At 72.7% G+C, this 25,034-nt stretch carries 28 protein-coding genes and 1 pseudogene; 13 read left to right on the forward strand and 16 right to left on the reverse strand.

The window, feature by feature from the left end; genetic code table 11:
• Positions 1 to 197: 197 nt before the first annotated feature.
• Positions 198 to 1,001 (reverse strand): SDR family NAD(P)-dependent oxidoreductase, encoded by an 804-nt coding sequence (locus tag CXR44_RS32285; protein WP_101789942.1) that lies wholly within the window; start codon positions 999 to 1,001, stop codon positions 198 to 200.
• Between the two features lie 155 nt (positions 1,002 to 1,156).
• On the opposite strand from CXR44_RS32285, the gene CXR44_RS32290 reads away from it, so the two are divergent.
• From CXR44_RS32290 to CXR44_RS32305, 4 genes are read left to right on the forward strand one after another with little or no spacing between them, the layout of a single operon-like run.
• A complete protein-coding gene (locus tag CXR44_RS32290; RefSeq protein ID WP_180903812.1) occupies positions 1,157 to 3,397 on the forward strand; it encodes a sensor histidine kinase in 2,241 nt (746 codons plus the stop codon).
• On the forward strand, positions 3,394 to 3,801 hold the full coding sequence (locus tag CXR44_RS32295) for a roadblock/LC7 domain-containing protein (protein WP_101789944.1): 408 nt from the start codon (positions 3,394 to 3,396) through the stop codon (positions 3,799 to 3,801). Before CXR44_RS32290 ends, CXR44_RS32295 begins: the two co-directional genes overlap by 4 nt.
• Complete coding sequence (locus tag CXR44_RS32300) at positions 3,798 to 4,172, forward strand: DUF742 domain-containing protein (protein ID WP_101789945.1); 375 nt, start codon at positions 3,798 to 3,800, stop codon at positions 4,170 to 4,172. The genes CXR44_RS32295 and CXR44_RS32300 overlap by 4 nt, the downstream gene beginning before the upstream one ends.
• On the forward strand, positions 4,153 to 4,725 hold the full coding sequence (locus tag CXR44_RS32305) for a GTP-binding protein (RefSeq protein ID WP_101789946.1): 573 nt from the start codon (positions 4,153 to 4,155) through the stop codon (positions 4,723 to 4,725). The genes CXR44_RS32300 and CXR44_RS32305 overlap by 20 nt, the downstream gene beginning before the upstream one ends.
• A 24-nt stretch (positions 4,726 to 4,749) precedes the next feature.
• On the opposite strand, the gene CXR44_RS32310 is transcribed toward CXR44_RS32305, so the two are convergent.
• From CXR44_RS32310 to CXR44_RS32335, 6 genes are all read right to left on the reverse strand, one after another.
• Positions 4,750 to 5,127 carry a DUF742 domain-containing protein gene (locus tag CXR44_RS32310; RefSeq protein ID WP_101789947.1) on the reverse strand — a complete coding sequence of 126 codons (378 nt, stop codon included), beginning with the start codon at positions 5,125 to 5,127 and terminating at the stop codon, positions 4,750 to 4,752.
• Positions 5,124 to 7,376 carry a sensor histidine kinase gene (locus CXR44_RS32315; RefSeq protein WP_101789948.1) on the reverse strand — a complete coding sequence of 751 codons (2,253 nt, stop codon included), beginning with the start codon at positions 7,374 to 7,376 and terminating at the stop codon, positions 5,124 to 5,126. The genes CXR44_RS32310 and CXR44_RS32315 overlap by 4 nt, the downstream gene beginning before the upstream one ends.
• 63 nt (positions 7,377 to 7,439) lie before the next feature.
• Complete coding sequence (locus tag CXR44_RS32320) at positions 7,440 to 8,126, reverse strand: DUF998 domain-containing protein (RefSeq protein WP_245899669.1); 687 nt, start codon at positions 8,124 to 8,126, stop codon at positions 7,440 to 7,442.
• Between the two features lie 274 nt (positions 8,127 to 8,400).
• Positions 8,401 to 9,822: a xylulokinase gene (gene xylB / locus CXR44_RS32325; RefSeq protein ID WP_101789950.1), complete on the reverse strand. Its 1,422-nt coding sequence runs from the start codon at positions 9,820 to 9,822 to the stop codon at positions 8,401 to 8,403.
• Positions 9,823 to 9,908: 86 nt separating this feature from the next.
• Complete coding sequence (locus tag CXR44_RS32330) at positions 9,909 to 10,097, reverse strand: hypothetical protein (protein WP_101789951.1); 189 nt, start codon at positions 10,095 to 10,097, stop codon at positions 9,909 to 9,911.
• Between the two features lie 74 nt (positions 10,098 to 10,171).
• Positions 10,172 to 10,621, reverse strand: coding sequence for a MarR family winged helix-turn-helix transcriptional regulator (locus tag CXR44_RS32335; protein WP_101789952.1), 450 nt, complete (start codon positions 10,619 to 10,621; stop codon positions 10,172 to 10,174).
• Between the two features lie 61 nt (positions 10,622 to 10,682).
• Between CXR44_RS32335 and CXR44_RS32340 the strand changes: the two genes are divergently transcribed.
• Positions 10,683 to 11,192 carry a VOC family protein gene (locus CXR44_RS32340; RefSeq protein ID WP_101789953.1) on the forward strand — a complete coding sequence of 170 codons (510 nt, stop codon included), beginning with the start codon at positions 10,683 to 10,685 and terminating at the stop codon, positions 11,190 to 11,192.
• 194 nt (positions 11,193 to 11,386) lie between these two features.
• Here the strand turns inward: CXR44_RS32340 and CXR44_RS32345 are convergent, their stop codons facing one another.
• The gene (locus CXR44_RS32345; protein WP_219602087.1) at positions 11,387 to 11,887 is read right to left on the reverse strand and encodes a CGNR zinc finger domain-containing protein; all 501 of its coding nucleotides are present in this window, start codon (positions 11,885 to 11,887) and stop codon (positions 11,387 to 11,389) included.
• Positions 11,888 to 12,004: 117 nt separating this feature from the next.
• On the opposite strand from CXR44_RS32345, the gene CXR44_RS32350 reads away from it, so the two are divergent.
• The 4 genes from CXR44_RS32350 to CXR44_RS32365 all read left to right on the forward strand — a co-directional run bounded on the left by CXR44_RS32350 (position 12,005) and on the right by CXR44_RS32365 (position 14,095).
• A complete protein-coding gene (locus tag CXR44_RS32350; protein ID WP_101789954.1) occupies positions 12,005 to 12,859 on the forward strand; it encodes an alpha/beta fold hydrolase in 855 nt (284 codons plus the stop codon).
• Between the two features lie 203 nt (positions 12,860 to 13,062).
• Complete coding sequence (locus tag CXR44_RS32355; protein WP_101789955.1) at positions 13,063 to 13,302, forward strand: hypothetical protein; 240 nt, start codon at positions 13,063 to 13,065, stop codon at positions 13,300 to 13,302.
• 101 nt (positions 13,303 to 13,403) lie between these two features.
• Positions 13,404 to 13,577, forward strand: a complete 174-nt coding sequence (locus tag CXR44_RS39795) for a hypothetical protein (protein WP_180903813.1) — start codon at positions 13,404 to 13,406, stop codon at positions 13,575 to 13,577.
• Positions 13,578 to 13,642: 65 nt separating this feature from the next.
• Positions 13,643 to 14,095 carry a MarR family winged helix-turn-helix transcriptional regulator gene (locus CXR44_RS32365; protein WP_144070169.1) on the forward strand — a complete coding sequence of 151 codons (453 nt, stop codon included), beginning with the start codon at positions 13,643 to 13,645 and terminating at the stop codon, positions 14,093 to 14,095.
• Here the strand turns inward: CXR44_RS32365 and CXR44_RS32370 are convergent.
• The 6 genes and pseudogenes from CXR44_RS32370 to CXR44_RS32390 form a co-directional block, all read right to left on the reverse strand.
• Positions 14,043 to 15,152: a hypothetical protein gene (locus CXR44_RS32370; RefSeq protein ID WP_101789958.1), complete on the reverse strand. Its 1,110-nt coding sequence runs from the start codon at positions 15,150 to 15,152 to the stop codon at positions 14,043 to 14,045. The genes CXR44_RS32365 and CXR44_RS32370 overlap by 53 nt on opposite strands.
• Before the next feature lie 81 nt (positions 15,153 to 15,233).
• Positions 15,234 to 16,643, reverse strand: a complete 1,410-nt coding sequence (locus CXR44_RS32375; protein ID WP_101789959.1) for an amino acid permease — start codon at positions 16,641 to 16,643, stop codon at positions 15,234 to 15,236.
• Between the two features lie 69 nt (positions 16,644 to 16,712).
• A pseudogene (locus CXR44_RS41310) lies at positions 16,713 to 16,802 on the reverse strand (LuxR C-terminal-related transcriptional regulator); the annotation flags it as partial.
• 32 nt (positions 16,803 to 16,834) lie between these two features.
• Positions 16,835 to 18,175: an alpha/beta hydrolase domain-containing protein gene (locus CXR44_RS32380; protein WP_101789960.1), complete on the reverse strand. Its 1,341-nt coding sequence runs from the start codon at positions 18,173 to 18,175 to the stop codon at positions 16,835 to 16,837.
• Positions 18,176 to 18,386: 211 nt separating this feature from the next.
• Positions 18,387 to 18,866, reverse strand: coding sequence for a hypothetical protein (locus CXR44_RS32385; protein WP_101789961.1), 480 nt, complete (start codon positions 18,864 to 18,866; stop codon positions 18,387 to 18,389).
• A gap of 245 nt (positions 18,867 to 19,111) precedes the next feature.
• Positions 19,112 to 19,741 carry a TetR/AcrR family transcriptional regulator gene (locus tag CXR44_RS32390; RefSeq protein WP_219602090.1) on the reverse strand — a complete coding sequence of 210 codons (630 nt, stop codon included), beginning with the start codon at positions 19,739 to 19,741 and terminating at the stop codon, positions 19,112 to 19,114.
• A 182-nt stretch (positions 19,742 to 19,923) separates the two neighbouring features.
• Here CXR44_RS32390 and CXR44_RS32395 point away from each other — a divergent pair, with 182 nt between their 5' ends.
• From CXR44_RS32395 to CXR44_RS32410, 4 genes are read left to right on the forward strand one after another with little or no spacing between them, the layout of a single operon-like run.
• On the forward strand, positions 19,924 to 20,847 hold the full coding sequence (locus tag CXR44_RS32395; RefSeq protein ID WP_101789963.1) for an ABC transporter ATP-binding protein: 924 nt from the start codon (positions 19,924 to 19,926) through the stop codon (positions 20,845 to 20,847).
• Positions 20,844 to 21,548, forward strand: coding sequence for an ABC transporter permease (locus CXR44_RS32400; RefSeq protein ID WP_101789964.1), 705 nt, complete (start codon positions 20,844 to 20,846; stop codon positions 21,546 to 21,548). Before CXR44_RS32395 ends, CXR44_RS32400 begins: the two co-directional genes overlap by 4 nt.
• Before the next feature lie 4 nt (positions 21,549 to 21,552).
• Positions 21,553 to 22,803 (forward strand): sensor histidine kinase, encoded by a 1,251-nt coding sequence (locus CXR44_RS32405; protein ID WP_101789965.1) that lies wholly within the window; start codon positions 21,553 to 21,555, stop codon positions 22,801 to 22,803.
• Positions 22,796 to 23,431: a response regulator gene (locus tag CXR44_RS32410; RefSeq protein WP_101789966.1), complete on the forward strand. Its 636-nt coding sequence runs from the start codon at positions 22,796 to 22,798 to the stop codon at positions 23,429 to 23,431. The genes CXR44_RS32405 and CXR44_RS32410 overlap by 8 nt, the downstream gene beginning before the upstream one ends.
• A gap of 6 nt (positions 23,432 to 23,437) precedes the next feature.
• Here the strand turns inward: CXR44_RS32410 and CXR44_RS32415 are convergent, their stop codons facing one another.
• Both CXR44_RS32415 and CXR44_RS32420 read right to left on the reverse strand, forming a co-directional pair.
• Positions 23,438 to 23,875, reverse strand: coding sequence for a hypothetical protein (locus CXR44_RS32415; RefSeq protein ID WP_101789967.1), 438 nt, complete (start codon positions 23,873 to 23,875; stop codon positions 23,438 to 23,440).
• A 10-nt stretch (positions 23,876 to 23,885) separates the two neighbouring features.
• Positions 23,886 to 24,965 (reverse strand): DUF6745 domain-containing protein, encoded by a 1,080-nt coding sequence (locus CXR44_RS32420; RefSeq protein WP_219602091.1) that lies wholly within the window; start codon positions 24,963 to 24,965, stop codon positions 23,886 to 23,888.
• Between the last annotated feature and the right edge of the window lie 69 nt (positions 24,966 to 25,034).

Here is a 25,034-nt window from a genome sequence, read left to right on the forward strand (position 1 = left end):
CCCGGGCTTGAGGGCCCCCGGCGCCGCGCTCCTGACGGCCGTGGGGGCCGCTCACGCCGTGGGCAAACCGCTCAGTCCGGGGGAGCCGCTCACGCCGTGGGGACCGCTCAGGCCGTGGAAGCCGCTCACGCCGTGGGGACCGCTCAGGCCGTGGAAGCCGCTCACGCCGTGGGGACCGCTCACGCCGTGGGGACCGCTCAGGCCGTGGAGGCGCGGGTGCCGTCCACGGCGTCGGCGCTGGCCCGCCAGAGGCGCTCGGCCAGGTCGGGGTCCGACATGGTGGAGGGCACCTCGGCGGGCCGCTCGCCGTCGAAGTAGCGTCCGGCGTGCCGCAGCCCGTCCTCGTGCGTGGCCAGGTACGTCAGCCGGCGCGCCCCGTACTCCGGCGGCTTGGCGTAGCCGGGCACGAGGAGCATGAGGCGCATGAGCAGGGCGCCGGACGCGAAGCCGGTCCTGATCACGCCGGGGTGGAAGCAGGTGGCGGCCAGCCCCCGGGCGGCCAGGGCGACGGTGAACAGGGCGTTGGCCTGCTTGGTGTCGCCGTACTGGAGCCAGCCGTTCCACCGGCGGCGTTCGCGCGACAGGTCGGTGACGTCGAGCCTGCCGGCGCGGCCGGCCCGCGAGGAGGTGGTCACGATCCTGTCGACGTGGTCGGCCAGGGCGCGGGTGAGCAGGAACGGGGCGAGATGGTTGACCTGAGCCATCAGCTCGTGCCCGTCCGGGGTGGTCCGCCGCGTCGGGCTCATCACGCCGGCGTTGTTGACCAGCACCCCCACGCGCTCGTAACGTTCCCGTACCTGGGACGCCAGCTTGCGCACATCGTCCAGGGAGGTGAAGTCGCACGTCAGCACCTCGCCCTTGGCGCCCGGCAGGCCGCCGGCCACCTCCCTGAGCCGCCGCTCGTCCCGTCCGACCAGCACGACCCTGTGCCCCTCGCGCGAAAGCGCCGCCGCCGCGGCGGCGCCGATGCCGGAGCTGGCACCAGTAATCACACTAATCATCCCGTTCCTCCCACTGCGCCGGAACCTTAAACGGTGCTAGTCTCCTATGCGATCTTCCGGAGGTGTATTTACACAAAGGTGGAAATGCCCCTCGACTTCGAGGTTGGGACATGGGCTCGCGTAACCGGTCAATTCGGTTCAAGATCTTCTTATTGTTGCTGCTACCCCTCCTGTCTCTGAGTGCGCTGTGGGGGTTCGTGCTGAACCTCACCGTGGGCGACGGTCAGGCCCTGCTGCGGGCCAACACCATCTACCAGACCGTCGGCGTCACCTCGACCGAGCTGGGACTGCAGCTTCAGGAGGAGCGTGCCCGCTCGGCGGTCGCCATCACCACGCGCCAGCTCACGGAGGATCTCGGCGCCCAGCGGACCCGCACCGACCAGGCCGTCGCCACCTTCAAACGCGCCTCCGCCGAGGCCGGCGACACCGCCGACGGCACCCTGCGCGCCTCCGTCCGCGCGCTGGAACGCGAGCTCGACCGGCTGGGCGCCATCCGCTCCGACATCGACAACGGCCGCAGCAGCCGCCTGGCCGCCCTGAACTCCTACAACCACGTGCTCGACGCCCTGTTCAGGGTCTACGACCAGATGGTCTCCCTCCCCGACCTCGCCATCTTCCAGCAGGCCGCGGCCATGCAGGCGATGGGCAACGCCCGCGAGGTCATCGCCAGGGAGCACGCCCTCATCAGCGGCGCGCTCATCGACCAGGAGCTCACCGAGGCTGAGGCCGCCGCCTTCACCGAGTACGCCGCGACCCGCGCGTTCCTGCACACGCGTGGCACGGCCGGGCTCGACCTGGCGCTGCGCCGGCCGTACGAGAAGGTGTTCGCCGGACCGACCTTCCGCAGCTTCGTCCTGATGGAGGCGAGGATCGTCGCCACCGGCGCGCCGCCGCCCGACGCCGACGCCTGGAACGCCGCGGCCGGCCAGGTCATGAAGCAGCTCGACCGGATCGGCCTGTCCGCCACCCAGGAAGTCGCCGACCGCACCACGGACGCCGCCGTCGCCATCATGGGGCGGATCGCCGTCGCCGGCGGCATCGGGCTGATCGCCGTGCTCGCCTCCATCGTCATCTCCGTACGGTTCGGGCGGCGGCTCGGCGCCGAGCTCGCCGGGCTGCGCTCCGCCGCCCTGGACCTGTCGGAACGGCGGCTGCCGCTCCTCGTCGAACGGCTGCGCCGCGGCGAGGACGTCAACGTCAAGAAGGAGCTCAAACCGCTCAAGGTCAGCGGCTCGGCCGAGATCACCGACGTGGCCCGCGCGTTCGGCTCCGTGCAGCGCACCGCCGTACAGGCCGCGGTGGGCCAGGCCGAGCTGCGGCGCGGCGTCGGCCAGGTGTTCGTCAACCTCGCCCGGCGCAAGCAGGGGCTGCTGCACCGCCAGCTCCGGCTCCTCGACCGCATGCAGCGCCGCACGCACGACCCCGACCGGCTGGAGGAACTCTTCCGCCTCGACCACCTGACCACCCGCATGCGCCGGCACGCGGAGAGCCTCATCATCCTGTCCGGCGCCGAACCGGGACGGGCCTGGCGCAAGCCGGTGCCGGTGATCGACATCGTCCGCGCCGCCATCGCCGAGGTGGAGGACTACACCCGCATCACGGTCGAGGCCGTCCCTCCCGGCGCCGTGGACGGCACCGTCGCCGCCGACCTCACCCACCTCGTCGCCGAGCTGGTCGAGAACGCCGCCATCTACTCACCGCCCGACGCCCCCGTCCAGGTCCGCGGCGACATGGTGAGCAACGGCTACGCCATCGAGGTGGACGACCGCGGGCTCGGGCTCTCGGAGGCCGAGTACGGCGCGTACAACACGCTGCTCGCCAACCCGCCCGAGTTCGACCTGGCCGACAGCGACAGGCTCGGCCTGTTCGTGGTCGCCACGCTGGCCCGGCGGCACGGCGTCAACGTGCTGCTGCGCCGGTCCCCGTTCGGCGGCACCACGGCCATCGTCCTGGTGCCGCGCCGGCTCGTCACCGAGCAGCCGGCGCTCACCTCAGGCGACGCCGCACCGGCCCTGCCCGGCCGCACCCGGGCCACGGCCGACGGCGACGAGGGCGGCGACGGCGAGAGGAGGGCCGGCGCGGCCGCCGAACCGGCCGCCCGGACCAGGAAGGAAGGTGACGGCGTATCCGCGCTGCCCACCCGCACCCGGAAGAAGGCGCTCGCCGTGCTGAGCGGCGGAGCCGGCGGAGGGGCGAGCGGCGGCACCCACGCCGGGTTGCCCACCCGGGTACGACAGGCGAACCTGGCACCCCAGCTGAGGGCGGAGCCGCCGCCCGAGCCGGAGCCGGAGGAAAAGACCGAACGCTCTCCCGACGAGGTACGCGATCTGTTCTCCGCGTTCCAACGGGGAACCCAACGCGCCCGAGAAGAAGCACAAGAAGAGGGGGAGGCATGACCGTGCCGACGACCAACACCGGTGAACTGAACTGGCTGCTCGACGACCTGACGACCAGGGTCGCGGCGGTACGGCAGGCGGTGATCCTGTCGACCGACGGCCTCGCGGTCGGCTACTCGAAGGGCCTGAGCCGGGAGGACGCCGAGCACCTGTCGGCCGTGGCCGCCGGCTTCCAGAGCCTGGCCCGCGGCACCGGACGCCACTTCGGCGGCGGTGACGTCCGGCAGACCATCGTCGAGATGGAGTCGGCGTTCCTGTTCGTCACCGCGGCGGGCCAGGGCACCTGCCTGGCCGTGCTCGCCGAGGCGAACGTGGACGTGGGCCACATCGCCTACGAGATGGCGATGCTCGTCAAGCGGGTCGGGCAGCACATCTCGACCAGCCCGCGAGCGGCCACGTCATGACGGAGACCCCGCAGTGGCTCGATGAGGAGGCGGGACCGGTCGTCCGGCCCTATGCTCTGATCCGCGGCCGTACGAGGTCTTCCGGCGACATGTTCGACCTCATCGCGACCGTACGCGTCGTCGACGAGCCGCCCGGCGACGCGCCGAGTGACCTGGGCCCCGAGCAGCAGACGATCCTGCGGATGGCGCGGAGCCCGATCTCGGTGGCCGACGTGGCCGCCGACCTCGACCTGCCCATCGGCGTCGTCCGGGTGCTGCTGGGCGACATGCGTGACCACGGTCTGATCTCGGTGACGTCCCCCTCAGCGGCGAGGCCACGTCCGAGTTCGGGCATTCTCAAGGAAGTGATCAATGGACTCCGGGCTCTCTGAGGACCCCGTAGCGCTGAAGATTCTCATCGCCGGAGGCTTCGGCGTGGGCAAGACCACCCTGGTGGGATCGATCAGCGAGATCAAGCCGCTGCGCACCGAGGAGGTGCTCTCCGAGCGCGGGATCGGCGTGGACGACATCGACGGTGTGGAGGCGAAGACCACCACCACCGTCGCCATGGACTTCGGCCGCATCACCATCCGCGAGGGGCTGGTCGTCTACCTGTTCGGCACGCCGGGCCAGGAGCGGTTCTGGTTCATGTGGGACGAGCTGTCCTACGGCGCGCTCGGCGCCGTCGTGATCGCCGACACCCGCCGGCTGACCGACTGCTTCCCGTCGGTCGACTACTTCGAGCAGCGCGGCACGCCGTTCGTGGTGGCCGTCAACTGCTTCGACGGGGCCGAGCGGCACAGCGTGGACGACGTGCGGATCGCGCTCGACCTCGACGACCACGTGCCGGTGCTGCTGTGCGACGTCCGGCGGCGCACCTCGGCCAAGGAGGTCATGGTGACCCTCGTCGAGCACTCCCTGCGCACGCTGACCGCGGCGGGTTAGGCCGGGCCGGGCCGCCGGCCCGGCCTACAGGGCCTTGAGACCGTTGATCACTTCGCGGAGCAGGTTCTCGGTGGCCGCCGTGTTCTTGGGAGCCGGCGGCCGTACCGTGACCAGCCCGTAGTGCAGCAGGTCGCCGAGGAGCACGCGCACCACGGCCACCGGCAGGTCCAGCTCGGCGGCCAGCTCCACCACCGGCCGCGGCCGCGCGGCGACGCCGGCGAGCAGCCGCCGGTGCTGGGCGCTCAACTCCGCCTTCGTCGGCACCGGCAGCCCGCTCCCGGTGACGCTCGCCAGCAGGTCGATCGCGGACGTCGCGGAGGACCTGGTGCGGCCCCGGGCGACCGCGTACGGCCGCACCACAGGTCCGGCCTCCTCGTCGACCCACTCGTGCTCGCGGCTCACGATCGAGATCCCCCATCCTGGTCGCTGTCCTGACGCCCCCGTTGCCAGCCTGACTGAAGGGACGAGAGCAGCGCCCTGGTTTCCTCGGGCGAGCGCTCGTCCGGCGGCGCCGCCACGGGCGGCTGCCTGAGCTGCTGCGGCAGGTTGGCCTGCCGTTGGCGGCGCGGCAGCGCCGGCTCCGCCTGCTCCGCCGTGCCCCGCTTGGAGGTGCGCACGCGGCGGGGCAGGCCGCCCGGGCCGGTCGGCTGCTCGGCGCCGTTGCGTCCGTTGCCGTCGGCGGCCGGGCCGCGGTTCGCGATCTGGTCGGTCGTGCCCGGCAGCTCGTTCCTGACGACCGAGACGGACACCGACTCCAGCTCCGGCACCTCGACGGGCATCGGCAGCATCTCGACCAGCGTCGGCGGCACCAGCACGATCGCGGTCGTCCCGCCGTACGGCGAGGGCTTGACCGTCACCGAGATGCCGTGCCGGGCCGCGAGCATGCCCACCACCGCGAAGCCGAGCTGCTCGGTCTGCGACGGGTCGAACTCGGGCGGGCTGGCCAGCCGCTCGTTGATCTCCTGGCGCATCTCGGGCGGCATGCCGAGGCCCCGGTCCTCGACCTCGACGGCGAAGCCCCGGCCGACCAGCTCGCCGCGGACCGACACCTCGTTGCCCGGCGAGGAGAAGGCGGTGGCGTTCTCGATCAGCTCGGCGAACAGGTGCATGAGGTCCGCCACGGCGGTGCCCGCGAAGCCGTACTCGGGCATGGGGTAGACCCGCACCCGGGTGTACTCCTCCACCTGGGCGGAGGCGCCGTTCAGCACGTCCTCGACGGGGATGACGCCGCGCCAGCGGCGCCCGGCCGTGCCGCCCGACAGCAGCACCAGGCCCTCGGCGTGGCGGCGCATGCGCGTGGTCAGGTGGTCGAGCCTGAACAGGCGCTCCAGCGCCTCCGGCTCCTCGGTCTCGCGCTGCATGTCGTCGAGGAGCCTGAGCTGGCGCTGCAGCAGCGACTGGCTGCGCCGGGCCAGGTTGCGCAGCGCCTCGGAGACGCCCTCGCGCAGGCGGGCCTGCTCGACCGCCGCGTCCACGGCGGTGCGCTGCACGCTGTCGAAAGCGGCCGCGAGGTCGGCGACCTCGCTGGTGGTCCGGTCGGCCACCTTGATGGGCGGCGCCTCGGCCTCGACGTCGACCCGGTCGCCCCTGCGGAGCCGTTCCACGACGCCCGGCAGCCGGATCTCGGCCAGGTCGAGCGCGCTGCGCCGCAGCGTACCGAGGTCGAGGGCGACCTGCCTGCCGACGCGGACGGAGACGATGACGGAGAACACCACCGCGACCAGCCCGAGCGCGCCCGCCACCGCGGCGCGCACGATGATCGTGATGCCGGCCGGCTCGATCCGGGCGAGCAGCTTGTCGCCGGTGCGCCAGACGACCTGCGTGTAGTCGGTCAGCACGGGGTCGGCCAGCTCACGCCACATCTGCATGTTGACGGGCTCGCCGTTGATGTACGACTGCATCGCGCGTTGCATCGTGGCGAAGCGGGTGGAGGCCATGACCTTCTCGAACGGAGCCCGCAGCTCGGCGTCCAGGTTGGCCATCGCCGTGGGGAACAGATGCTCGCGCACCCCGTGGAAGTGGGCGAGCATGTGCACCTCCGCCCTCGACAGCTTGCCGCCGGCGGCGACGATGAGGGCGTTCTCGCGGCTCATCATCTCGCGCACCTCGTCGGCGGCGATGAGGCCCTGCGACAGGCGGGCCAGCTCGACGTCGGTGCTGATCGTGAACGTGGAGTACAGGATGTGCACCCGGTCGGAGATCGCGGAGTACTCGTTGACCAGGTCCGCGGCGGCCATCTCCCCGGCGTCCACCTGCCGCCTGATGTCGGGCAGCCGGTCGATCGCCTCGAACGCGTCGGCGAGCCTCTCGGCCATCTCCGGCGTCATGGCCGACCGGACGCTCTCCTGGCGGGCGGACTCGGTGAGCTTGGTACGCACCCTGTCGGTCTTGGCGCGGGCCGCCGCCAGCGGCGCCGGGTCGCTGACGGCTCCACCTAGGCGTTCGGCCGAGGCGAGTCGCTCGGCCTGCAGGTTCCCGACGAGCCCGTCGGCGTAGTTGATCACGCCGGTCCAGATGGTCTGGGCCTTCAGCAGGTTGAAGGCGTCACCGAACGTGCTGCTCGCGGCGAAGCCCCACAGGGCGACGAGGGAGACCAAGGGGATGACGAGCAGCGTCGCGATCTTGAATCTGATGGATCTGCCCGATGCCATTGGTACCTGCTCCCGGATAGAAGATCGCCGGAGAGAATAGCACCGAAACAGGCCCGTTTAAGATCAACTAGCGATAAATCTGTGATATGTCGGGAAATTGACGGCTTTTGTGGCGTGCGTGCGGGTCCACGCCAGCCGGACGAGCCAGCCGGCCAGCACCGCCAGCACCGCCACCTCCGCGCCGAGCAGCAGCCGCTCCACCAGCCCGATCAGCACCCGCTCCCCCGGCAGCGCCACGTACGTCATGGCCAGCACCCCGAAGCCCCCGGCCAGCGCCAGCCACTCCACCACCCGCGCGACCGGCTTCCAGTCCGCGTGGGCCCCCAGACGAGGCACCAGCACCGCCGCCGCCACCGGCAGGCTCACGAACGCCGCCACCGACACGTACCGGTGCACCTGCGCCGTCAGGTCCAGGTCCATGCCGAGCGGGGTGGTCGGGAGCACGGCCGCCACGACCATCGCCCCCGACCACACCAGCAGCAACCGCTCGGGCAGCCCGCGCACCGGAGCCCCCACCGCGCGCAGCCCGGCGAGCAGCGCCAGCGACCCCAGCCCCATCACGGCCATGGCGACCTCCGTGACGCCCCCGCGGTCCGCCACGGCGTACTCGCTCACGGTCACCTGCAGCGGATCGAGGTACGGGTCCGGGCCCAGCTGACCGATCACCACGGCCACGACCGAGAACCCGATCGCGGCGCACGCGATCCACGCCCACATGCCCGGCGACACCCGCGCCGTCAATCCGCTCATGCCCCAACCCTCCCGTCTCACCCCCTTCGCCACCATCCGGCCTGACCCCCACCCCGCCCCTGACTCGCCCCCTAGGGGTTCGTGGGCCGGTGACCCCGGAAGAGGGTTCGGGGGCCGAGCGGGCCGGTCGGCGCGCCGGAGCCGGGGTGGGCGCCGGGGAGCCCGGCCGGGGGTGGTGACCGCCCCGGACACGAGGCCCCGCCGGGTACGTGGGTGACGGGGTGGGACCGGCCGCGGCACGAGAACCACCGCGTCCAGGAACCCGGGGGTGCGGTCAGGGGGTGCGGTCGAGGATGTGGGGTCGGGTGGCGGCGTAGCGGGCGCGGATGGCGGGCACGGGGTCGGCCTCGTGAACGGCCGGTGACCGGGACGACCAGTGGACCTCGCCGTCGAGGAGCCAGGCGGCCTGGTAGGCGGCGCCGTCGGCCACGTACTCGCCCGGGGGCGGCGCCAGGACGGGGCGGCCGAAGACGGTGGGGGCGATGCGGCGGACCGCCTCCGAGCGGGCCCCTCCGCCGATCAGCAGCACCCGTTCGGGCGTCACGGCGAGCGCGTCGAGGGCGTCGGCGAGGCCGCAGAGCATGCCCTCGATCGCGGCGCGGGCGAGATGGGCGGGGGTGGCCGTGGCCAGGGTGAGGCCGTGGACCGAGCCGGTGGCGGCGGGGAGGTTGGGGGTGCGCTCGCCCTCCAGATAGGGGACGAGCGTCAGGCCGTCGGCGCCCGGCGGCGCCTGGAGCGCCAGCTCGCCGAGACGGTCGAGGTCGACGCCGGTGAGGCGCGCCGCCGCGTCCATGACCCGGGCGGCGTTGAGCGTGCACACCAGCGGCAGGAAGCGGCCGGTGGCGTCGGCGAAACCGGCCACCGCCCCGCTCGGGTCGGCGGTCGGCGTGTCGGAGATCGCGAAGGCGGTGCCGGACGTGCCGATGGACACCACCACGTCGCCGGGCCGCGCGCCCACGCCGAGGGCGGCGGCCATGTTGTCGCCGGTGCCGGGCGCGATCCGCATCGGGCCGCCACCGCTCACCGCGTCGGCGACCGGGCCCAGGACGCGGGGCAGCAGCGGCACCGCGCCGAAGGCGGACTTCAGCAGGTCGGTGCGGTACGCGCCGGTGGCCGGGGACCAGTAGCCGGTGCCGGAGGCGTCGCCCCGGTCGGTGACGAGCAGGTCGAGGGGCGGGGGCGGCGCGTCGGCCCAGGACGGGAAGGGCAGCGCCAGCGCGCCCGCCAGCCGCCAGGTGAGCCAGTCGTGCGGCAGGCACACCGCGGCCGTGCGGCGGGCGTTGTCGGGCTCGTGCTCGGCGAGCCAGCGCAGCTTGGTGACGGTGAACGACGCGACGGGCACGCTGCCCACCGCCTCGGCCCAGGCGGTGGGGCCGCCCAGCTCGGCCACCAGGTCGGCGGCCGCGCCGGCCGAGCGCGTGTCGTTCCACAGCAGCGCGTCACGCACCACGTGGCCCGACTCGTCGAGGCAGACCATGCCGTGCTGCTGGCCGGCCACGCTGATGGCGGCGACGTCGTCGAGGCCGCCGGCCTCCTCGACGGCGCGCAGCAGCGCGGCCCACCAGTGGGCGGGATGGACCTCGGTGCCGCCCGGATGGGCGGCCCTGCCCTGTCGTACGAGCCGCCCGGTGGACACCTCACGGATGACGACCTTGCAGCTCTGCGTCGAGGAGTCGACGCCCGCGACGAGTGTCATGCGGTCACGCCCGGCAGACCGTCGTGGCGGGCACGGCGAGTGTTAACGCTACCCATGCTCGCATGCTGCACGAGCGGGCGGGCGGATCACAAGCCCGAGGGGTCGCGACCCACGCTGATCTCCTCGGCGATGCGGCGGATCTCCACCGCGTCCAGCCCCGGCGCCTGGGGCAGCCGGCGCCGCAGCGCGTCCATCACCACCGGCACCGGCTGGCCGGCAAGCTGCCCCGCGATCCCGTGGACCGCCCTGAACAGCGCCTCGTCCGTGTCACGCATCCCGACCCCCCGACGTACAAGACCTGGCTCCGACTGTCCGGAGAACCGTACGACGTGGCACCGACAGTTTCCCGCTAACCCTCCAGCGTGTTCCGCACGGCTCCGCAGATTTCGCTCAGGGCGCGGAGCTGCTCGGGCGTCAGCACGTCGAACAGACTCCTGCGCACCTCCTCGACATGGCCGGGCGCGGCGGCGGCCAGCGCGTCGAAACCCTGCTCGGTGAGCACGGCGATGTTGCCGCGCCGATCCTGCGGGCAGGGCTCCCGCCGCGCCCAGCCGCGCTCCTCGAGGCGGGCGACCGCGTGCGAGAGCCGGCTCTGCGAGCACTGGGCGCGCCGGGCCAGCTCGCTCATCCGCATGCGCCGTTCGGGCGACTCCGACAGCGCCACCAAGATCATGTAGTAGGTGTGCGGCATGCCCGCGTCGCGCTGCAGCTGGCGGTCGAGCGCCTCGTGGACGAGCTGCGTGGCGGCCAGGAAATCGCGCCAGGTGCGCTGCTCGTCGTCGTCGAGCCATCGGGTCATGCGGGCAGTTTAGTTGAACTCTCATATACTTTGGTGGTACATCCCGAGAAAGGGGGCCGCCATGCCGGTCCAGCGCCTCAACCATGCCGTCCTCTACGTCCGCGACGTGCAGCGCAGCGTCGCCTTCTACCGGGAGGCCCTCGGCTTCGACGTCGTCATGAGCCTGCCGGGCGCCGCCTTCCTGCAGGCCGCGGGCTCGTCCAACGACCACGACCTGGGCCTGTTCGAGATCGGCGCGGGCGCCGCCCCCTCGCCCGCCGGGCGCACCTCGGTCGGCCTCTACCACCTGGCCTGGGAGGTCGACACGCTCGACGAGCTGGAGAGCGTCGCGACCAGACTGCGGGAGATGGGCTCGCTGGTCGGCGCGTCCGACCACTCCACCACCAAGGCGCTCTACGCGCGCGACCCCGACGGCCTGGAGTTCGAGGTGTCGTGGCTGGTGCCGGCCGCGCTGATCGACGCGGAGATGCTCGCCGGCCGCCTCAGCACGCGCCCGCTCGACCTCGCCGCGGACAAGCAGCGGTTCGGCGGCCGGACCCGTGGCGGCGTGGGCGTCTCGACCCCCGCCTGATCCGGCCGGGCGGGGCCCCGGCCTATCGCCTGCGGCTGTACGCCCACACGGCCGCCACGACGACGACGACGATCACGAAGAGGATCAGGAGCTCGACGGGGCCGATGTTCGGCATTGACGCCTCCACCTTGTCCGGGATGTCCCGCTACAGGGTGATCATCGCACAGGGCGGGCACGACCGGGAGGCGCCGCCGTCAGGGCGCGGGTGACGCCCCCGAGGCCCGCTGGCGCTGGTTGAAGCGGCCGACCTTGGCCCGGTTGCCGCACACGTCCATCCGGCACCAGCGACGGCTGCCGTTCCTGCTCAGGTCGAGGAACCACAGCACGCAGCGCGGATTGCCGCAGCGCCGCACCCGGTCGGGGCGCTCGCCCAGGACGCGCGCCAGGTCGGCGGCCGCCGTCCATGCGGCATGCCAGGACGGATCGTCCAGCACCAGCATCTCGTACGGCCCGTCGTCGCCGATCTGAGGCCGCCGGCCGCCGTGGGACAGCACGTCGTTGAGCGGCGCGGAACCGCGCCCTTCGAGCAGGTCGCGCATGGCCGCCCGGGTCCGTGTGAGCCGGTCGCGCACCCGCTCGGCGTCGTCGCCGCCCGGCAGCCCGTGATCGGCCAGCCAGGCCCGCACGCCCTCCAGCGTGTCGAACTGGTCGACCAGGGTCTCGTGCTCCACCCAGACGGTGTCCACCAGGTCCAACCCCACAGGCTCGCCACGTAGCGGCCGGATCCTCACACTAACCCCTCAAGTCGATTTGACCGGTTAACGTCTGCCATGCTATCACTTAACCACCAAACGCGAGATAGGGAGTTAGTCATGACCATCAGGTACCGCACCGAGGTGATCGACGGGCTGGACGTCTTCTACCGGGAGGCGGGCGACCCCTCAGCGCCCACGCTCGTCCTCCTGCACGGCTTCCCCACCTCGTCGATCGTCTACCAGGAGCTGATCGCCGAGCTCGCCGACGAGTTCCACCTCATCGCGCCCGACTACCCCGGCTACGGGCACAGCTCGGCCCCCTCCGCCGACGACTGGGACTACACCTTCGACCACCTCGCCGACGTGGTCGACGGGCTGCTCGACCGGATCGGCGTGACCCGTTACGCCGTCTACGTGCACGACTACGGCGCCCCCGTGGGCTTCCGCCTCGCACTGCGTCACCCCGAGCGGATCACCGGCATCGTCACCCAGAACGGCAACGCCTACGAGGAGGGCCTGACCCCGTTCTGGGAGCCGATCCGCGCCTACTGGGCCGAGCCGTCCAAGGAGAACGGGGACGCCCTGCGCGCCCTCCTCACCCGCGAGGCGACGCACTGGCAGTACACCCACGGCGTGCCCGACCCGGGGCTGGTCAACCCCGACCTCGAGGCCTTCGACCAGGCGTTGCTCGACCGGCCCGGCAACCAGGAGATCCAGCTCGCCCTGTTCCTGGACTACGGCACCAACCCGCCCCGCTACCGTGAGTGGCAGGACTACCTGCGCTCCCACCAGCCGCCACTGCTGGCGGTCTGGGGAAGCAACGACGAGATCTTCGGCCCCGACGGCGCGCGCGCCTTCGCCCGCGATCTCAAGGACGCCCGCATCCATCTCCTGGACGCCGGCCATTTCCCCCTGACGACCGAGCTGGCGCGGAGCGCCGCCCTGATCCGCGAATTCCTGCGCTCGCTGTGACGGGGCGGTTGGCGTCCGGCGGCCGGGGCGGCCGCCGGCGCCGCCGCGCCGTCGCCGTTCCGGACCTGCCGGGCACGTCGGTGGTCAGCGGGTACCCGCCGACCGGACGACGGACCGCGCCGGCGGCGCCGTGCCCTCTCGTGGCAGGGGCGCCGGCGGAGGTACCGTGGGCATGTCCGACTCCCGCGCTTTGGAGAACGGTCATGTCGCGCGACCCTGATCACGTGCTCGACGCCATCGACGGCGCCGTCGACGAATGGGAGACGTTGAGCGCCGACGCCATGCGCTGGGCGCCTCCGGAGAACAAACAGCCCGACCTGCTGGCCGAGGTGGGCGAGATCCTCGCCCCGCTCACCCACGCGATCACCGAGGTGCTGCGCCCGCTGGGCGACGCCGTGAACCGCGTGCTCGACCGCCTCGTCGACGACGACGAGGAACGCTGACCGGCGGGCCGCCGACGGCATGGTGCCGCCCGAGACGCCGCCGGAGCGGGCGGGGGTCACGGGTGGTGCTCCGCACGCAGCCCGGACGTAAGCTCAAGGACGTGAGCTCCGACACCGTCCGCAGGCGCTTCCACATCGCCCTCCAGCTGATCGGGGCCCGCCGGTCCGGCGCCGGACACCACCCCACCGGCAAGGGCTCCGAGCCGCGGCCGATCCCCGACGCGCCCGCCCACCGGTCGCACGGGCGGGTCCCGCTCCCGGAGACGGTCTCCTGACCCGCGACGGCAGGGAGGCGGGCACCGCCTCCCTCGGCGCGCTGCTCCGCCACGTCCACGAGATCATGGACGCGGCGATCGCCGACCTGTACACCGATCTCGGCCTGCCCGACTACCGGCCGCGCTTCTCCCCGGTCGTGCGGGCCCTGGCCGGCCAGGGCCCGATGGCCATCCGCGACCTGGCCGACGCGATCGGCGTCACCCACTCGGCGGCCAGCCAGACGGTGCACCAGATGCGGCGGTCGGGGTTCGTCACACTCGAACGCGGCGCCGACGCCCGCCACCGCATCGTCCACCTGAGCGAGCGGACCCGCGCGGCGCTGCCGGCCATCGAGGCCGAGTGGGATGCGACGGCCCGCGCGGTCGCCGCGCTGGAGGCGGAGCTGCCCATGCCGCTCACCGACGTGCTGGCCGCCACCGTCGACGCGCTGCGCCGCAGGCCGTTCCGTGACCGGATCGCGGGCGCTACGCGGCAGGCAGACCCAGGTGCCGTGCGATGGCGGCCGTCACCGGAGTGACCGTGGGCAGCGGCGGCCCGGCGTAGTGGCCGGGCTTGTGGGTGCGCAGCAGCAGCTCGCCGCTGCGTTCCCACTGGAAGCCGTCGCGCTTCAGCAGCCGCGCGAACACCTCGCCCGCCTTGCCGGGGTCCCGCGCGGCCAGCCGTTCGATCGGCACCGGCGAGACGGCGTCGCCCCGCAGGTACGCCGTCAGCAGGTCGCGGTGCTCGCGCGTGACGACCAGGCGCGGATCGGCGAAGATCCGCTCCAGCCGGCCGAAGTCGGCGTAGTAGCCGAGCCCCCGCTCCTCGTCGAAGATCAGCGCCACGGTCTCCGCCTCGGCGAGCCGCTCGGGCAGGTCCGGCTCGGCGGGCGGCGGGCCGCCCAGCCGCGCCGCCTGGTGGGCGAGATAGCCGCGCATCATGGCGGCCACGTCGGCGCCGGGCAGCACGACGAGGTCGGCGCCAAAGTACTCGACGAAGCACCGCCGCTGCTCGCGCTGCGTCTGGCGGGCCTGGGCGAGCAGGACGGGGTTGCGCAGCACCCACGCGGGGTTGGCGAGGGCGAGGTGCGCCGCGACCGCGGTCAGCGGTTCGAGGGCGGCGGGACCGTGCACCGCCGGAGTGCCGCTGAGCAGCCAGTCGCCGCCGAGCGGGATCAGCCGGCCGACCACGAACATGCCCGGGGCCAGCTCGCCGAAGGCGGCGGAACCGAGATTGGAGAAGACGCGGTAGACCAGCTCGTCGACGAGGTTGAACAGCAGCGCGGCGGCCCCGTCCACGGCGCGCACCTCGTACACGCCCTCCACCACGGTCTTCCAGCTCGTCAGCAGCTCGACGTCGGTCCGGTCGAGGGCTGGCACCTCGGCGAGGAACCGGTCGATGACCGTGCCGCCGCCCGCCAGCTCGTGCTGGTGGACGAAGAAGTCGACCGGCAGGAAGGCCGCGGCCTCGTCGGCGGGTGGCCCGTCGGCGAAGAACCGGTCGAGCACGACCCCCAGCTCACGGCCGAACCTGCCTGAGGTGGCGAAGTGGACCAGCTCGGCCTTCAGCTCCACGGCCCGCGCAAGCATGCTCATCGTCACTCCTCGTGTCCGGAGTGACACTAACCGCTCCGGCGGCGTTTCCGGGGCGACTTCCCCCAACTCGGCGCCGCGGACCTACGCCCGCGGTCCGGAGGCGGTCTCCAGCTCGGAGTGGCGGCGGCTGTAGGCGAAGTAGATGACCAGGCCGAGCAGGAACCAGACGGCGAACCGCAGCCAGGTCTCCGGGGCCAGGAACGTGATCAGCCAGATGGAGAAGATCACGCCGATGGCCGGCACCACCGGCATCCCCGGCGTCCGGAACGTCCTGGGCAGCTCCGGGTGGCGGTAGCGGAGCACGATCACGGCCACGCAGACCACCACGAACGCCAGCAGGATGCCGATGTTGGTCAGCTCGGCCGCCTCCCTGATGGGCAGGAAGCCCGCGATCAGGGCCGAGCCGACGCCGACGATCCAGGTGACCCGCGTGGGCACGCGCCGCACGGGGTGCAGCTTGGCGAACCAGTGCGGCAGCAGCCCGTCGCGGCTCATCGAGAACCACACGCGCGTCACGCCCAGCATGAACGTGAACATGACGGTCAGGATGCCGACGATGGCCCCGACGGCGATGACGGTCGCCAGCCCCGACAGCCCCACCGCGGCGAACGCCGAGGAGAAGCCGCTCTCGGGGTCGATCTCGCGGTAGTTCTGCATGCCGGTCAGCACCAGGGTGGCGAGCACGTACAGGATCATGGAGATGACCAGCGAGTACATGATCGCCTTGGGCATGTGCCGCTGGGCGTCCTTCGACTCCTCCGCCGCGGTGCTCATCGCGTCGTAGCCGAAGACGGCGAAGAACACGGTGGCCGCGCCGGTGATCGCCCCGCCGACGCCGAACGGGAAGAACGGCGTGTAGTTCGCGGTGTTGACGTAGAAGAAGCCGACGACGATCACCAGCAGCACCACGGCGACCTTGATGGCGACCACGAACGTCTCGAACCTGGCCGCGCTCTTGATGCCGAGGCTCAGCAGGTACGCGATGAGCAGGCAGAGGATCACCGCGAAGAGGTCCACGACGCGGCCCTCTCCGGTGCCCGGCGCGCCGAGCATCCAGGCGGGCAACTCGACGCCGAGCTGCTGGACGAGGAAGCCGAAGTAGCCCGAGATGCCGATGGCCACGACGGCGACGATCGCGGTGTACTCCAGGAGCAGGTCCCAGCCGATGAACCAGCCCACGATCTCGCCCAGCACGGCGTAGCCGTAGGTATAGGCGGAGCCGGCCTTCGGGATGAGCCCGGCGAACTCGGCGTAGGAGAAGGCCGCGGCGGCGCTGGCCACGCCGGCGATGAGGAACGAGATGAGCACCGCCGGCCCCGCCGTCTGGTTGGCGACCGCGCCGGCGAGGGCGAAGATGCCCGCGCCGATGATGCCGCCGATGCCGATGGCGGTGAGCTGCCACAGGCCGAGCGTGCGGGAGAGCTCCCCCTCGTGTTCGGCGGCGATCCGCTCGACGGGTTTGCGGCGGAAGATGCTCCGTGAAGTCACCATGACAGCCTCCTCGGGGGTGCCCTTCCCGCCAGGAGTCGTCCTTATGCCCGGTATCAGCCCAGGTGAGGGCTATGGTTTGACGCGCAGGGCGAGCTGGACACGGTCGCGCAGGCCGAGCTTGCGCAGCACGCTGGAGACGTGGTTCTTCACCGTGCCCTGACCGCGCCGGCGCCGTTCGGGCGGAAGGGACGTCAGGCGGAGGACGGGCAGGGCCGCATCGCGACGAAGTCGGCGTAGTGGTCGCGGTACGTCTGCGTGTAGGTGAGCGGCGGGCACAGGGCCGCGCGGGCGCGCATCGCGACGGCCTCCTCGCGGGTGATCTGGCCGGCGGCGAGCTGGGCCAGCAGCCTGCCGCGGAAGGCCGCGAGGTATCCGGCGTGGGAGGCGAAGCCCAGCTGCCCGATGGTCCTGACGGCGTCGTAGCCGCCCACGAACCCGGCGACGTAGCGGGCCTCGCCCAGCTCGACGTACGGCGGGCGGGGCGCGGGACGGCCCTGGACGTCCACGGCCAGAGCGTTGCCGTTCGCGTCGCGGACGACGCCGCCGCCCGCCGTCTTCAGGTGGTAGGAGGCCGGGGGCGCGTCGCCGTCCCGGACCCAGCGGTCGGCCTGGAGGAAGTGCGCGCGCAGGGCGGGCTCCCAACTGGCCGGGGTGGTCCGTGTCGCGAACGACGGGATCTCCAGGTGGTCGGGCACGTGCGGGCTGCCGGCGACCGCGTAGAAGCGGTAGCGGCCGGGCACGACGCCTCGGTCGAGGAGGGTGGCCGAGGTCTCCGCCTCGGAGTTGACGATGACGAGCCGGCCGTCGAACCTCCCGGCCAGCAGCGCGGGCTGCGGGTCCGCCCCCTCGGTGGTGAACGGCAGCGCCAGGTCGAACACGCCCCGGGCCCGCCCCGACGTGACGAGGTCCAGCACGGGGACGGAGGAGTCGGAGAAGCCGGTGGCGTACGTCCGGCCGAGCTCGCCGAGGGTCTTGCGGGCGACCGGGTCGCGGGACAGCGCGCGGGCGAACTCGGTGACGATCTCGGGGTCGGTGCGGCCGCCGCCCTCGGCCGTGCCGCCCTCGACGACGGTGCCGGGGACCTTCGGGTCGAGGATGCGCAGGTTCTGGCCGGGGCCGAAGTCGGCGGTGCTCCACCCGATCCCGGCGTGGGCGAAGCCGCGGCCGAAGAGCAGGCGCGGCCGCAGGTAGACGTCGCGGGCGCCGAGTCCGATGGCGAAGTGCGACGGCTCGACCAGGACGGTGCCGTTGCCCTTCCCGGCGTCCACGGGCGCGGTGATCTGGTACGGCACGCGGAACGCCCCGGTGGAGGTCCGGCCCACGAACAGCCCGTCGTGGCGCAGGTACGGCGTCCCGCCGTGCCATCCGGCCCAGGTGACGTTCCGCGGGATCAGCCGGTCCTCGGCGGCCCGCTCGCGGGGCGGGCCCGCCCGGCGCTGGTCGGCCGTGCCGCGGGCGGCTCCCGCCGGCAGGGCGGACGCGACGACGAGGGTGAGGATGAGCGAGCGGCGCAGCCGGGAACGGGTGAGCATGCGTACGGGCCCCTTCGACCGTGGCCGCCCCGCACGGGCGGCCTCATCGCGACGCTAAGCCGCAGGTCAGCGACGGTCACGCGGGCACGCCCCGGCTCGTCGTCAACACCGGGCCAAGTTCGCGTCAGATCGGTGAGAGGCTCTCGCGGGCCGTCCCGGGCCGGCCGTGCGCGTGCGCGGACGGCCGGCCCCGGGCATCGCGGGTGCGGGATCAGCCGCAGTTCATGAACTTGCCGCGCCTGGCCGAGGCGGTCGTATACTCCACCCAACGCGTGTCGGTGGTGTGGCCCTCGAAGTCGACGCACTGACCCTTGCCGTAGCCGATGGCGGCGGCGTAGTAGCGGTACCTCTTCGCGGTCAGCTTGCCCGGGTCGCGGTAGGCGCCACCGCCCTCGACGTGGAGGATCGCCTGGGTGTAGGTGGGCTTCCCGGCGTAGGCGGTCTTGATCACCACGACGCAGTTCTTCTGCAGGCCGCGGTTCCACATCAGCCAGACGTGGCCCCACGTTTCGCCGCCCTTCTTCAGCGTCCGCCTGTTGTCGGACACGTGCGTCCAGCCGCCGCGGCCGGACTCCTTGGCGCAGGCGGACTCCGGGGTGTAGCCGGCGGCCATGGCGGGGGCGGGGTGGACGAGGATCGTGCCGGCGCCGAGGAGCGCCGCCACGGCAAGGGACTTCGCGTGCTTGCGCAAATGCGTTCCATCCTTCTCGGGGGTGGACCAGGCCGGCAGGCCTGACCGGAGGTCATGACATCGTGTCGGCATGATCGCCGACCGCGGTCATGGTCTCATAGAAGAGATCCACAATTACCTATTTCAGACGCCGAATCCTGTTATGGGGTTCTGTGGCGCTGATCACTCCAACTGCGTGGATTTCTCCGCAGCCGTGGCGAGGTCCCCGCCGGGTGGGCACGTCCGGCGGCCGCGTACCGCGTGTTCTAGCCCCGGGGAGGCTCTCCGGGCAGACCGAGCGTCCGGTGGATCATCGTGTGCATGTGGGCGCGGAAGCGCGCCAGCGCGCGGGGGTTCTCGGCGCCCTGGCGCTCGCCCGCTTTGTCGTACACCCCGCTCTGCACGAAGCTGTGGATGCACCAGATCATCGAGATGACCGTGAAGTCCAGGTCCGCGTCACCCACGTTCAACGGCGCCATGGCATCGATGACGGACTGCGCGAGCGGCCGGACGTACACCGGCTCCAATCCCGCCACGTCGGTGGCGTCGGCCAGCCAGCGGTGCATCCACAGGGCCGGGAACTCGGGGTGCGCGGCGCAGAAGTCGATGTAGCGGTCGAGGAGCCGGTGCAGCGCCACCACCTTCGCCGCGCCGGGAGCGGCCGTCAGCTCCCGCTCGGCGTCCTCCAGCTCGTCGGCGAAGGCGCGGAACACGCGCTCCATGACCGCCAGGTACAGCTCGCGCTTGCTGCCGACGTGGTAGCTGACCGTGGCGACGTTCAGCCCGACGGCCTCGGCGATCTGACGGGTGGACGTGCCGTCGTAGCCGAGCGCGGCGAACAACCTGGTGGCCACCTCGAGGATCATCTCGCGCTGGCCGCTCTCCCGTGAACTCACGCGGACGACCCTAGGTCCGGCCGCGAGGTCGCTCAATCAGTTGATGGACTGGATTGGGCCAAGTTCTCCCCAAACGCCCCGCACCATCCACCGATCGGTGGATTCACTCCTCAGCCGCCCACCCACCGAACTCCGCCCGGTGGGTCGATTCGCCGCGCGGCGCCGCGCCGGATGCTTGGTCCATGGCAGTCATCGAGGTCAGCGGCATGACGAAGAGCTATGCGGGACAACCGGTCCTGAACGGGGTGTCGTTCTCCGTGGAGGAGGGCGAGATCTTCGGCATTCTCGGCCCGAACGGCGCGGGCAAGACCACCGCCGTGGAGTGCGTGGAGGGCCTGCGGCGACCCGACGGCGGGTCCGCCCGGGTCCTCGGGCTCGACCCCGGCAAGGACGGGCGGCGGCTGCGCGAGCTGATCGGCGTGCAGCTCCAGCACACGCAGCTCCCCGAGAACATCAAGGTCTGGGAGGCGCTGGACCTGTACGCCTCCTTCTACGCCCGGCCGCGCGACTGGCGCGAGCTGCTGGAGCAGTGGGGCCTGGCCGACAAGCGCGACGCCCGCTTCGGCAAACTGTCGGGCGGCCAGAAGCAGCGGCTGTTCATCGCCCTGGCCCTGGTCGGCGGCCCGAAGGTGGCCTTCCTCGACGAGCTGACGACCGGTCTCGACCCGCAGGCCCGCCGCGCCACCTGGGAGGTCATCAAGCGGGTGCGTGACGGCGGCGTCACCGTCGTCCTGGTCAGCCACTTCATGGACGAGGTGGAGGAACTGTGCGACCGGGTCGCGGTGGTCGACCGCGGGAAGGTCGTCGCCGTCGACACCCCGTCCGGCCTGATCGACGGCGTGGACGCCGAGCACCAGATGCGCTTCACCCTGATGACGGGCGACTCCGCCGACCTGGCCGCCCTGCTGGGTGACCTGCCGGGCGTCTCCGGCGTGTCCCGCACCGGCGACCAGGTGGTCGTCACCGGCCGGGGCGACTTCGCCACGGCCGTCACCGCGGCCCTGGCCCGCCACCAGCTCCTCGTCGCCGACCTGCGCATCGGCAGGCGGACGCTCGACGACGCCTTCATCGCCCTGACCGGCCGCCCCTTCGGAGACCACGCATGAACGCCCTCGCCAAACTCACCACCGTCGAGCTGAAGCTGCTGGCACGCGAGCCCGGCGCGATGTTCACGATCCTCATCCCGCTGTTCATCCTCGTCGTGTTCGGCAGCTCGATCACCCCCGGCGACACGGTGCTGCTGCCGATGTCCCTGGCCATCGCCGTGGGCCTGGTGGGCCTCTACCAGCTCCCCACCACCCTGGCCACCTACCGCGAGCGGGGCGTCCTGCGCCGGCTGTCCACCACGCCGGTGCGGCCGACGAGCCTGCTGACGGTGCAGCTCGCGCTCCAGCTCGTGCTCGCGCTGACCGCCTGCGGCCTGCTGGTCGCCGTCGCGGGCACCGTGCTGCGCGCCCACGTGCCGTCGAGCGCCCTCGCGCTCACGGTGGCGTTCCTGCTCGGCACGGCCGCGATGTTCGCCGTCGGGCTGCTGATCGCCGCCCTGGCGCCCAACGGCCGGGCCGCCAACGGGATCGGCGTGCTGTTGTACTTCCCCATGGCCTACCTCGCCGGGCTGATCCAGCCGCCGCATCAGATGCCCCCTGTGTTGCGGAACGTGGGCGAATACACTCCTCTTGGCGCCTTCCGACGGGTTCTCGCGGAGGTCTGGGCGGGCGGTTTCCCCAGCCCGGTCATGATGGCCGTGCTGGCCGCGTACGCGCTGCTCATCAGCCTGGCGGCGGCCCGGTTCTTCCGTTGGGAGTGAAGAGGTGACGAGGACGGCGGCGGACGCGCGGCTCGACCGGCGGGAGCGGCTCCTGGAGCGCCTGCTCGGCGCCGTGCCGTACCTGCTGCTCGTGCTGTCCACGGCGCTGAGCTGGCTGACCGGCGACACCGCGTGGCCGCACCGCCTCACCACCCTCGGCCTGGCCGCGCTCACCGCCGCCTGGATCGCGGTGATGGGCAGGGCGCCGGGGGTCCGCCGCGTCGTCTACGTGACGGGCCTGGTGGTCCTCATCGCGGTGCTCAACACGCGGGGGATCTGGTTCGCCTCCTTCTTCTCCTTCACCGGCTACCTGCACTCCTGGTGGTACCTGCCCGGCAGGTGGCGGCTCGCCGGGGTGACCGCGACCGCCGCCGTCTGCATCCCGGGCTACACCGGGCGGCTGCCCGAGCCCACCCCCATGGGCGTTCTCACCTACCTGTTCTTCGTGGCCGTGATGGTCGCGCTCGTCGGCCTCTTCAGCTTCGTCGGCGACGTCACCACCGAGCGGAGCGCCGAGCGCAAGCGCATGGTGACGCGGCTGGAGGAGACGCTGCGGGAGAACGCGGGCCTGCAGACCCAGCTGCTCGTGCAGGCGCGCGAGGCCGGGGTGTTCGACGAGCGCCGGCGCATGGCCCGCGAGATCCACGACACGCTCGCCCAGGGGCTGGCCGGCATCATCGCCCAGCTCCAGGCCGCCGCCCACGCCGAGGACGCCGGAGAGGACCCGGCGGTCCGGCGGCGGCACCTCGACGCGGCCACGCGGCTGGCCCGCGACAGCCTGGCCGAGGCCCGCCGGTCGGTGCACGCCATGGAGCCGGGGCCGCTGCAGTCGGCCCCCCTGCCGGACGCGCTGGCGCGGGTCGCCGCCGAGTGGTCCGAGCTGCACGGCGTACGCGCCGACGTCACCGCGACGGGCACGGTCCGCCCGCTGCACCCGGAGGTCGAGGGGACGCTGCTGCGCACGGCCCAGGAGGCGCTGGCCAACGTGGCCAAGCACGCGGGTGCCGGCCGGGTCGCCGTCACCCTGTCGTACATGGAGGACCTGGTCAGCCTGGACGTGCGCGACGACGGCGCCGGGTTCGACCCGGAGCGGGTCCGCGACGGCGGCGGGTACGGCCTGACCTCCATGCGCCAGCGGGTCACCCGACTGGCGGGCACCCTGGAGATCGAGAGCGAGCCGGGCGGCGGCACCGCGATCTCCGCGGCCGTTCCGGCGGTGCCGAGAGAACGCGCGGAGGAGAGTTTCCTTGCCTGACGCCCCCATCCGGCTGCTGATCGCCGACGACCACCCCATCGTCCGCGACGGCATCCGCGGCATGTTCACCGGCGACCCGCGCTTCGAGGTGGCCGGCGAGGCGGGCGACGGCGCGCAGGCCGTCGACCTCGCCCGCGCCCTCGACCCCGACGTCGTGCTCATGGACCTGCGGATGCCCCGCATGGACGGCGTGGCGGCCATCAAGGAGCTGGCGCGGCTCGGCCTCCGGGCCCGCGTCCTGGTCCTCACCACGTACGACACCGACAGCGACGTGCTGCCCGCCATCGAGGCCGGAGCCACCGGCTACCTGCTGAAGGACGCCGCGCGCGAGGAGCTCGCGCGCGGCGTCGAGGCGGCTGCGCGCGGCGAGGCCGTCCTGTCGCCGTCCGTCGCCACCCGCCTCATGGGCCGGGTGCGCGCGCCGGCCGACCCGCTCAGCGGCCGGGAGCTGGAGATCCTGCGGTTGGTGGCCCAGGGCACCACCAACCGCGAGGCGGCGGCCCGGCTGTTCATCAGCGAGGCGACGGTCAAGACGCACCTGCTGCACATCTACGCCAAGCTCGGCGTCAACGACCGGGCCGCCGCGGTCGCGGCGGCCTACCAGCGAGGCCTGCTCACCGTGGAGTGAGCCGGCTCAGTCGGCGACCAGGCGGGCCCGGGTCCCGTCCAGCTCGCGCTGCCGCCGGACGACGTAGCGGCCCGGCGGGCAGCCGGTGGCCCCGTGCTCGGGATGCAGCAGGTAGGCGACGGCAGCGGTGTCGAAGATGCCGATCGCCAGCCCGTCGAGGTCCCTCACGCCGGTCGTCCACCGGCAGGCGCCGGCGTCGGCGACGAGGGTGTGCGGGTTGCCGCCGGCCCCGCCGCGGAGCAGTTCGACGCCCTCGGGCGGCACGTCCGTCCAGACGGCCCCGGGCCACACGCCCACGGACGGCTCGACGACGGGCAGCGGGATGACGATGAGATCGCCCTGGGCCTGGAGCCCGTCGACGACGGGGATGCGCACCGACCGCTCCAGGTGGTCGAGCACGGCGAGTCCGGTCTGCCGGGACAGCGAAGCGAGAGTCATGTTCATGGCGGGCACCTCAGGTTCGGCGGGCGAGAAGGGAGTACTGCGCGGCCGACAGGCCGTAGGTCCAGCCGGCGGCGGCGACCGGGTCGTCGAGGAAGCGCGGCACGGTCAGCCCGTACCTGCGGCGCGTCCCGTCCCGTTCGACGGAGCCGTTGACCGCGACGAGCACTCTGGCGTTCTCGCGCAGGTCGTAGAGCCGCAGGTGCGCGCCGGGGTTGCCGGGATCGGGCGCGGTGGCGACCAGGCGCAGCCCCGCCTGCTCGATGTACGCCGTCCAGCCGAGCCGTTCGACGGCGCACCGCCGGACCTCGACGTTGGGCTCACGCGCGATCCGGCGGACGTCCGGGTCCTCGATCACCCAGGCGGGCACCCGGGTCCCGTGCCAGGCGTGCACCTCCCACCCGTCCGCGTAGCGGACGGCCGGGCCGTCGGCGCGGTGCAGCCGGACCTCGCCGTCGTCGCCCCACGCCTCCGTGTGCAGGGCGACAGGCCGTTCGGCCACGGTGCAGACGCCCTCGCGGGGCCACCACCAGCGGCAGGACCGAGCCACCGCCGTCCAGAGGCCGAGCCGCCGGGACGCCTCGGGCGGGAAGTCCGCGCCGCCGATCCGGCGCAGGGCGTCGTAGTGGGCGAGCCAGGAGACGCACAGCGTGTCGTACCAGGAGGTCCTCCGGTGGGAGGCGGAGTCGTGGGCTCCCTGGAGCGGCATGCGGAGCGCGGCGGCGGACAGCGCGAGCGGCCTGCCGACGTTGTCGCGGATCATCTGGTCGAAGCGCCGATGGATCGGGGTGAGCGACACGTCGAGGTCGCGGCGCAGCTCGTCCGTCACGGCTTTGAGCCTGGGCGGCAGCGGCCACGACGGCAGGTGCTCCACCGCCTGCGAAGGGCGGGGACGCACCCCTGGCGGGAGCGTGGCCACGGCCGTGGCCGGTGAGGAGACCCAGTGGAACCGCGGCGGGGCCTCGCCGATCAGGGTGTAGAGGCCGGTGATGGCCGCCTCTGCGGCCGGACGGTCGGCGGGCCGCGTCGACGACGCCCGGCCCAGCCATTCTTCGCGGATTGCGGCAGCTTCGCGCTGCACGAGGACGCTCACCAGACGAGGGTGGCGTCGTCCTTTCTCACGATCATGTGGGAAATGGTGACAGACGACCGGAAGGTCTGT

This window comes from Nonomuraea indica, from assembly GCF_002850745.1.
GTDB lineage: Bacteria > Actinomycetota > Actinomycetes > Streptosporangiales > Streptosporangiaceae > Nonomuraea > Nonomuraea indica.

What these genes read in the sequence shown, in the direction of transcription:
- CXR44_RS32370 (WP_101789958.1), bottom strand. Translation starts at nt 15,152, where the DNA reads ATGAGCATGCTTGCGCGGGCCGTGGAGCTGAAGGCCGAGCTGGTCCAC.
- CXR44_RS32330 (WP_101789951.1), bottom strand. Translation starts at nt 10,097, where the DNA reads ATGCGTGACACGGACGAGGCGCTGTTCAGGGCGGTCCACGGGATCGCG.
- CXR44_RS32350 (WP_101789954.1), top strand. Translation starts at nt 12,005, where the DNA reads ATGACCATCAGGTACCGCACCGAGGTGATCGACGGGCTGGACGTCTTC.
- CXR44_RS32380 (WP_101789960.1), bottom strand. Translation starts at nt 18,175, where the DNA reads ATGCTCACCCGTTCCCGGCTGCGCCGCTCGCTCATCCTCACCCTCGTC.
- CXR44_RS32355 (WP_101789955.1), top strand. Translation starts at nt 13,063, where the DNA reads ATGTCGCGCGACCCTGATCACGTGCTCGACGCCATCGACGGCGCCGTC.
- CXR44_RS32315 (WP_101789948.1), bottom strand. Translation starts at nt 7,376, where the DNA reads ATGGCATCGGGCAGATCCATCAGATTCAAGATCGCGACGCTGCTCGTC.
- CXR44_RS32415 (WP_101789967.1), bottom strand. Translation starts at nt 23,875, where the DNA reads ATGAACATGACTCTCGCTTCGCTGTCCCGGCAGACCGGACTCGCCGTG.
- CXR44_RS32300 (WP_101789945.1), top strand. Translation starts at nt 3,798, where the DNA reads ATGACGGAGACCCCGCAGTGGCTCGATGAGGAGGCGGGACCGGTCGTC.
- CXR44_RS32320 (WP_245899669.1), bottom strand. Translation starts at nt 8,126, where the DNA reads ATGAGCGGATTGACGGCGCGGGTGTCGCCGGGCATGTGGGCGTGGATC.
- CXR44_RS32285 (WP_101789942.1), bottom strand. Translation starts at nt 1,001, where the DNA reads ATGATTAGTGTGATTACTGGTGCCAGCTCCGGCATCGGCGCCGCCGCG.
- CXR44_RS32305 (WP_101789946.1), top strand. Translation starts at nt 4,153, where the DNA reads ATGGACTCCGGGCTCTCTGAGGACCCCGTAGCGCTGAAGATTCTCATC.
- CXR44_RS32375 (WP_101789959.1), bottom strand. Translation starts at nt 16,643, where the DNA reads ATGGTGACTTCACGGAGCATCTTCCGCCGCAAACCCGTCGAGCGGATC.
- CXR44_RS32295 (WP_101789944.1), top strand. Translation starts at nt 3,394, where the DNA reads ATGACCGTGCCGACGACCAACACCGGTGAACTGAACTGGCTGCTCGAC.
- CXR44_RS32365 (WP_144070169.1), top strand. Translation starts at nt 13,643, where the DNA reads ATGGACGCGGCGATCGCCGACCTGTACACCGATCTCGGCCTGCCCGAC.
- xylB (WP_101789950.1), bottom strand. Translation starts at nt 9,822, where the DNA reads ATGACACTCGTCGCGGGCGTCGACTCCTCGACGCAGAGCTGCAAGGTC.
- CXR44_RS32340 (WP_101789953.1), top strand. Translation starts at nt 10,683, where the DNA reads ATGCCGGTCCAGCGCCTCAACCATGCCGTCCTCTACGTCCGCGACGTG.
- CXR44_RS32400 (WP_101789964.1), top strand. Translation starts at nt 20,844, where the DNA reads ATGAACGCCCTCGCCAAACTCACCACCGTCGAGCTGAAGCTGCTGGCA.
- CXR44_RS32395 (WP_101789963.1), top strand. Translation starts at nt 19,924, where the DNA reads ATGGCAGTCATCGAGGTCAGCGGCATGACGAAGAGCTATGCGGGACAA.
- CXR44_RS32335 (WP_101789952.1), bottom strand. Translation starts at nt 10,621, where the DNA reads ATGACCCGATGGCTCGACGACGACGAGCAGCGCACCTGGCGCGATTTC.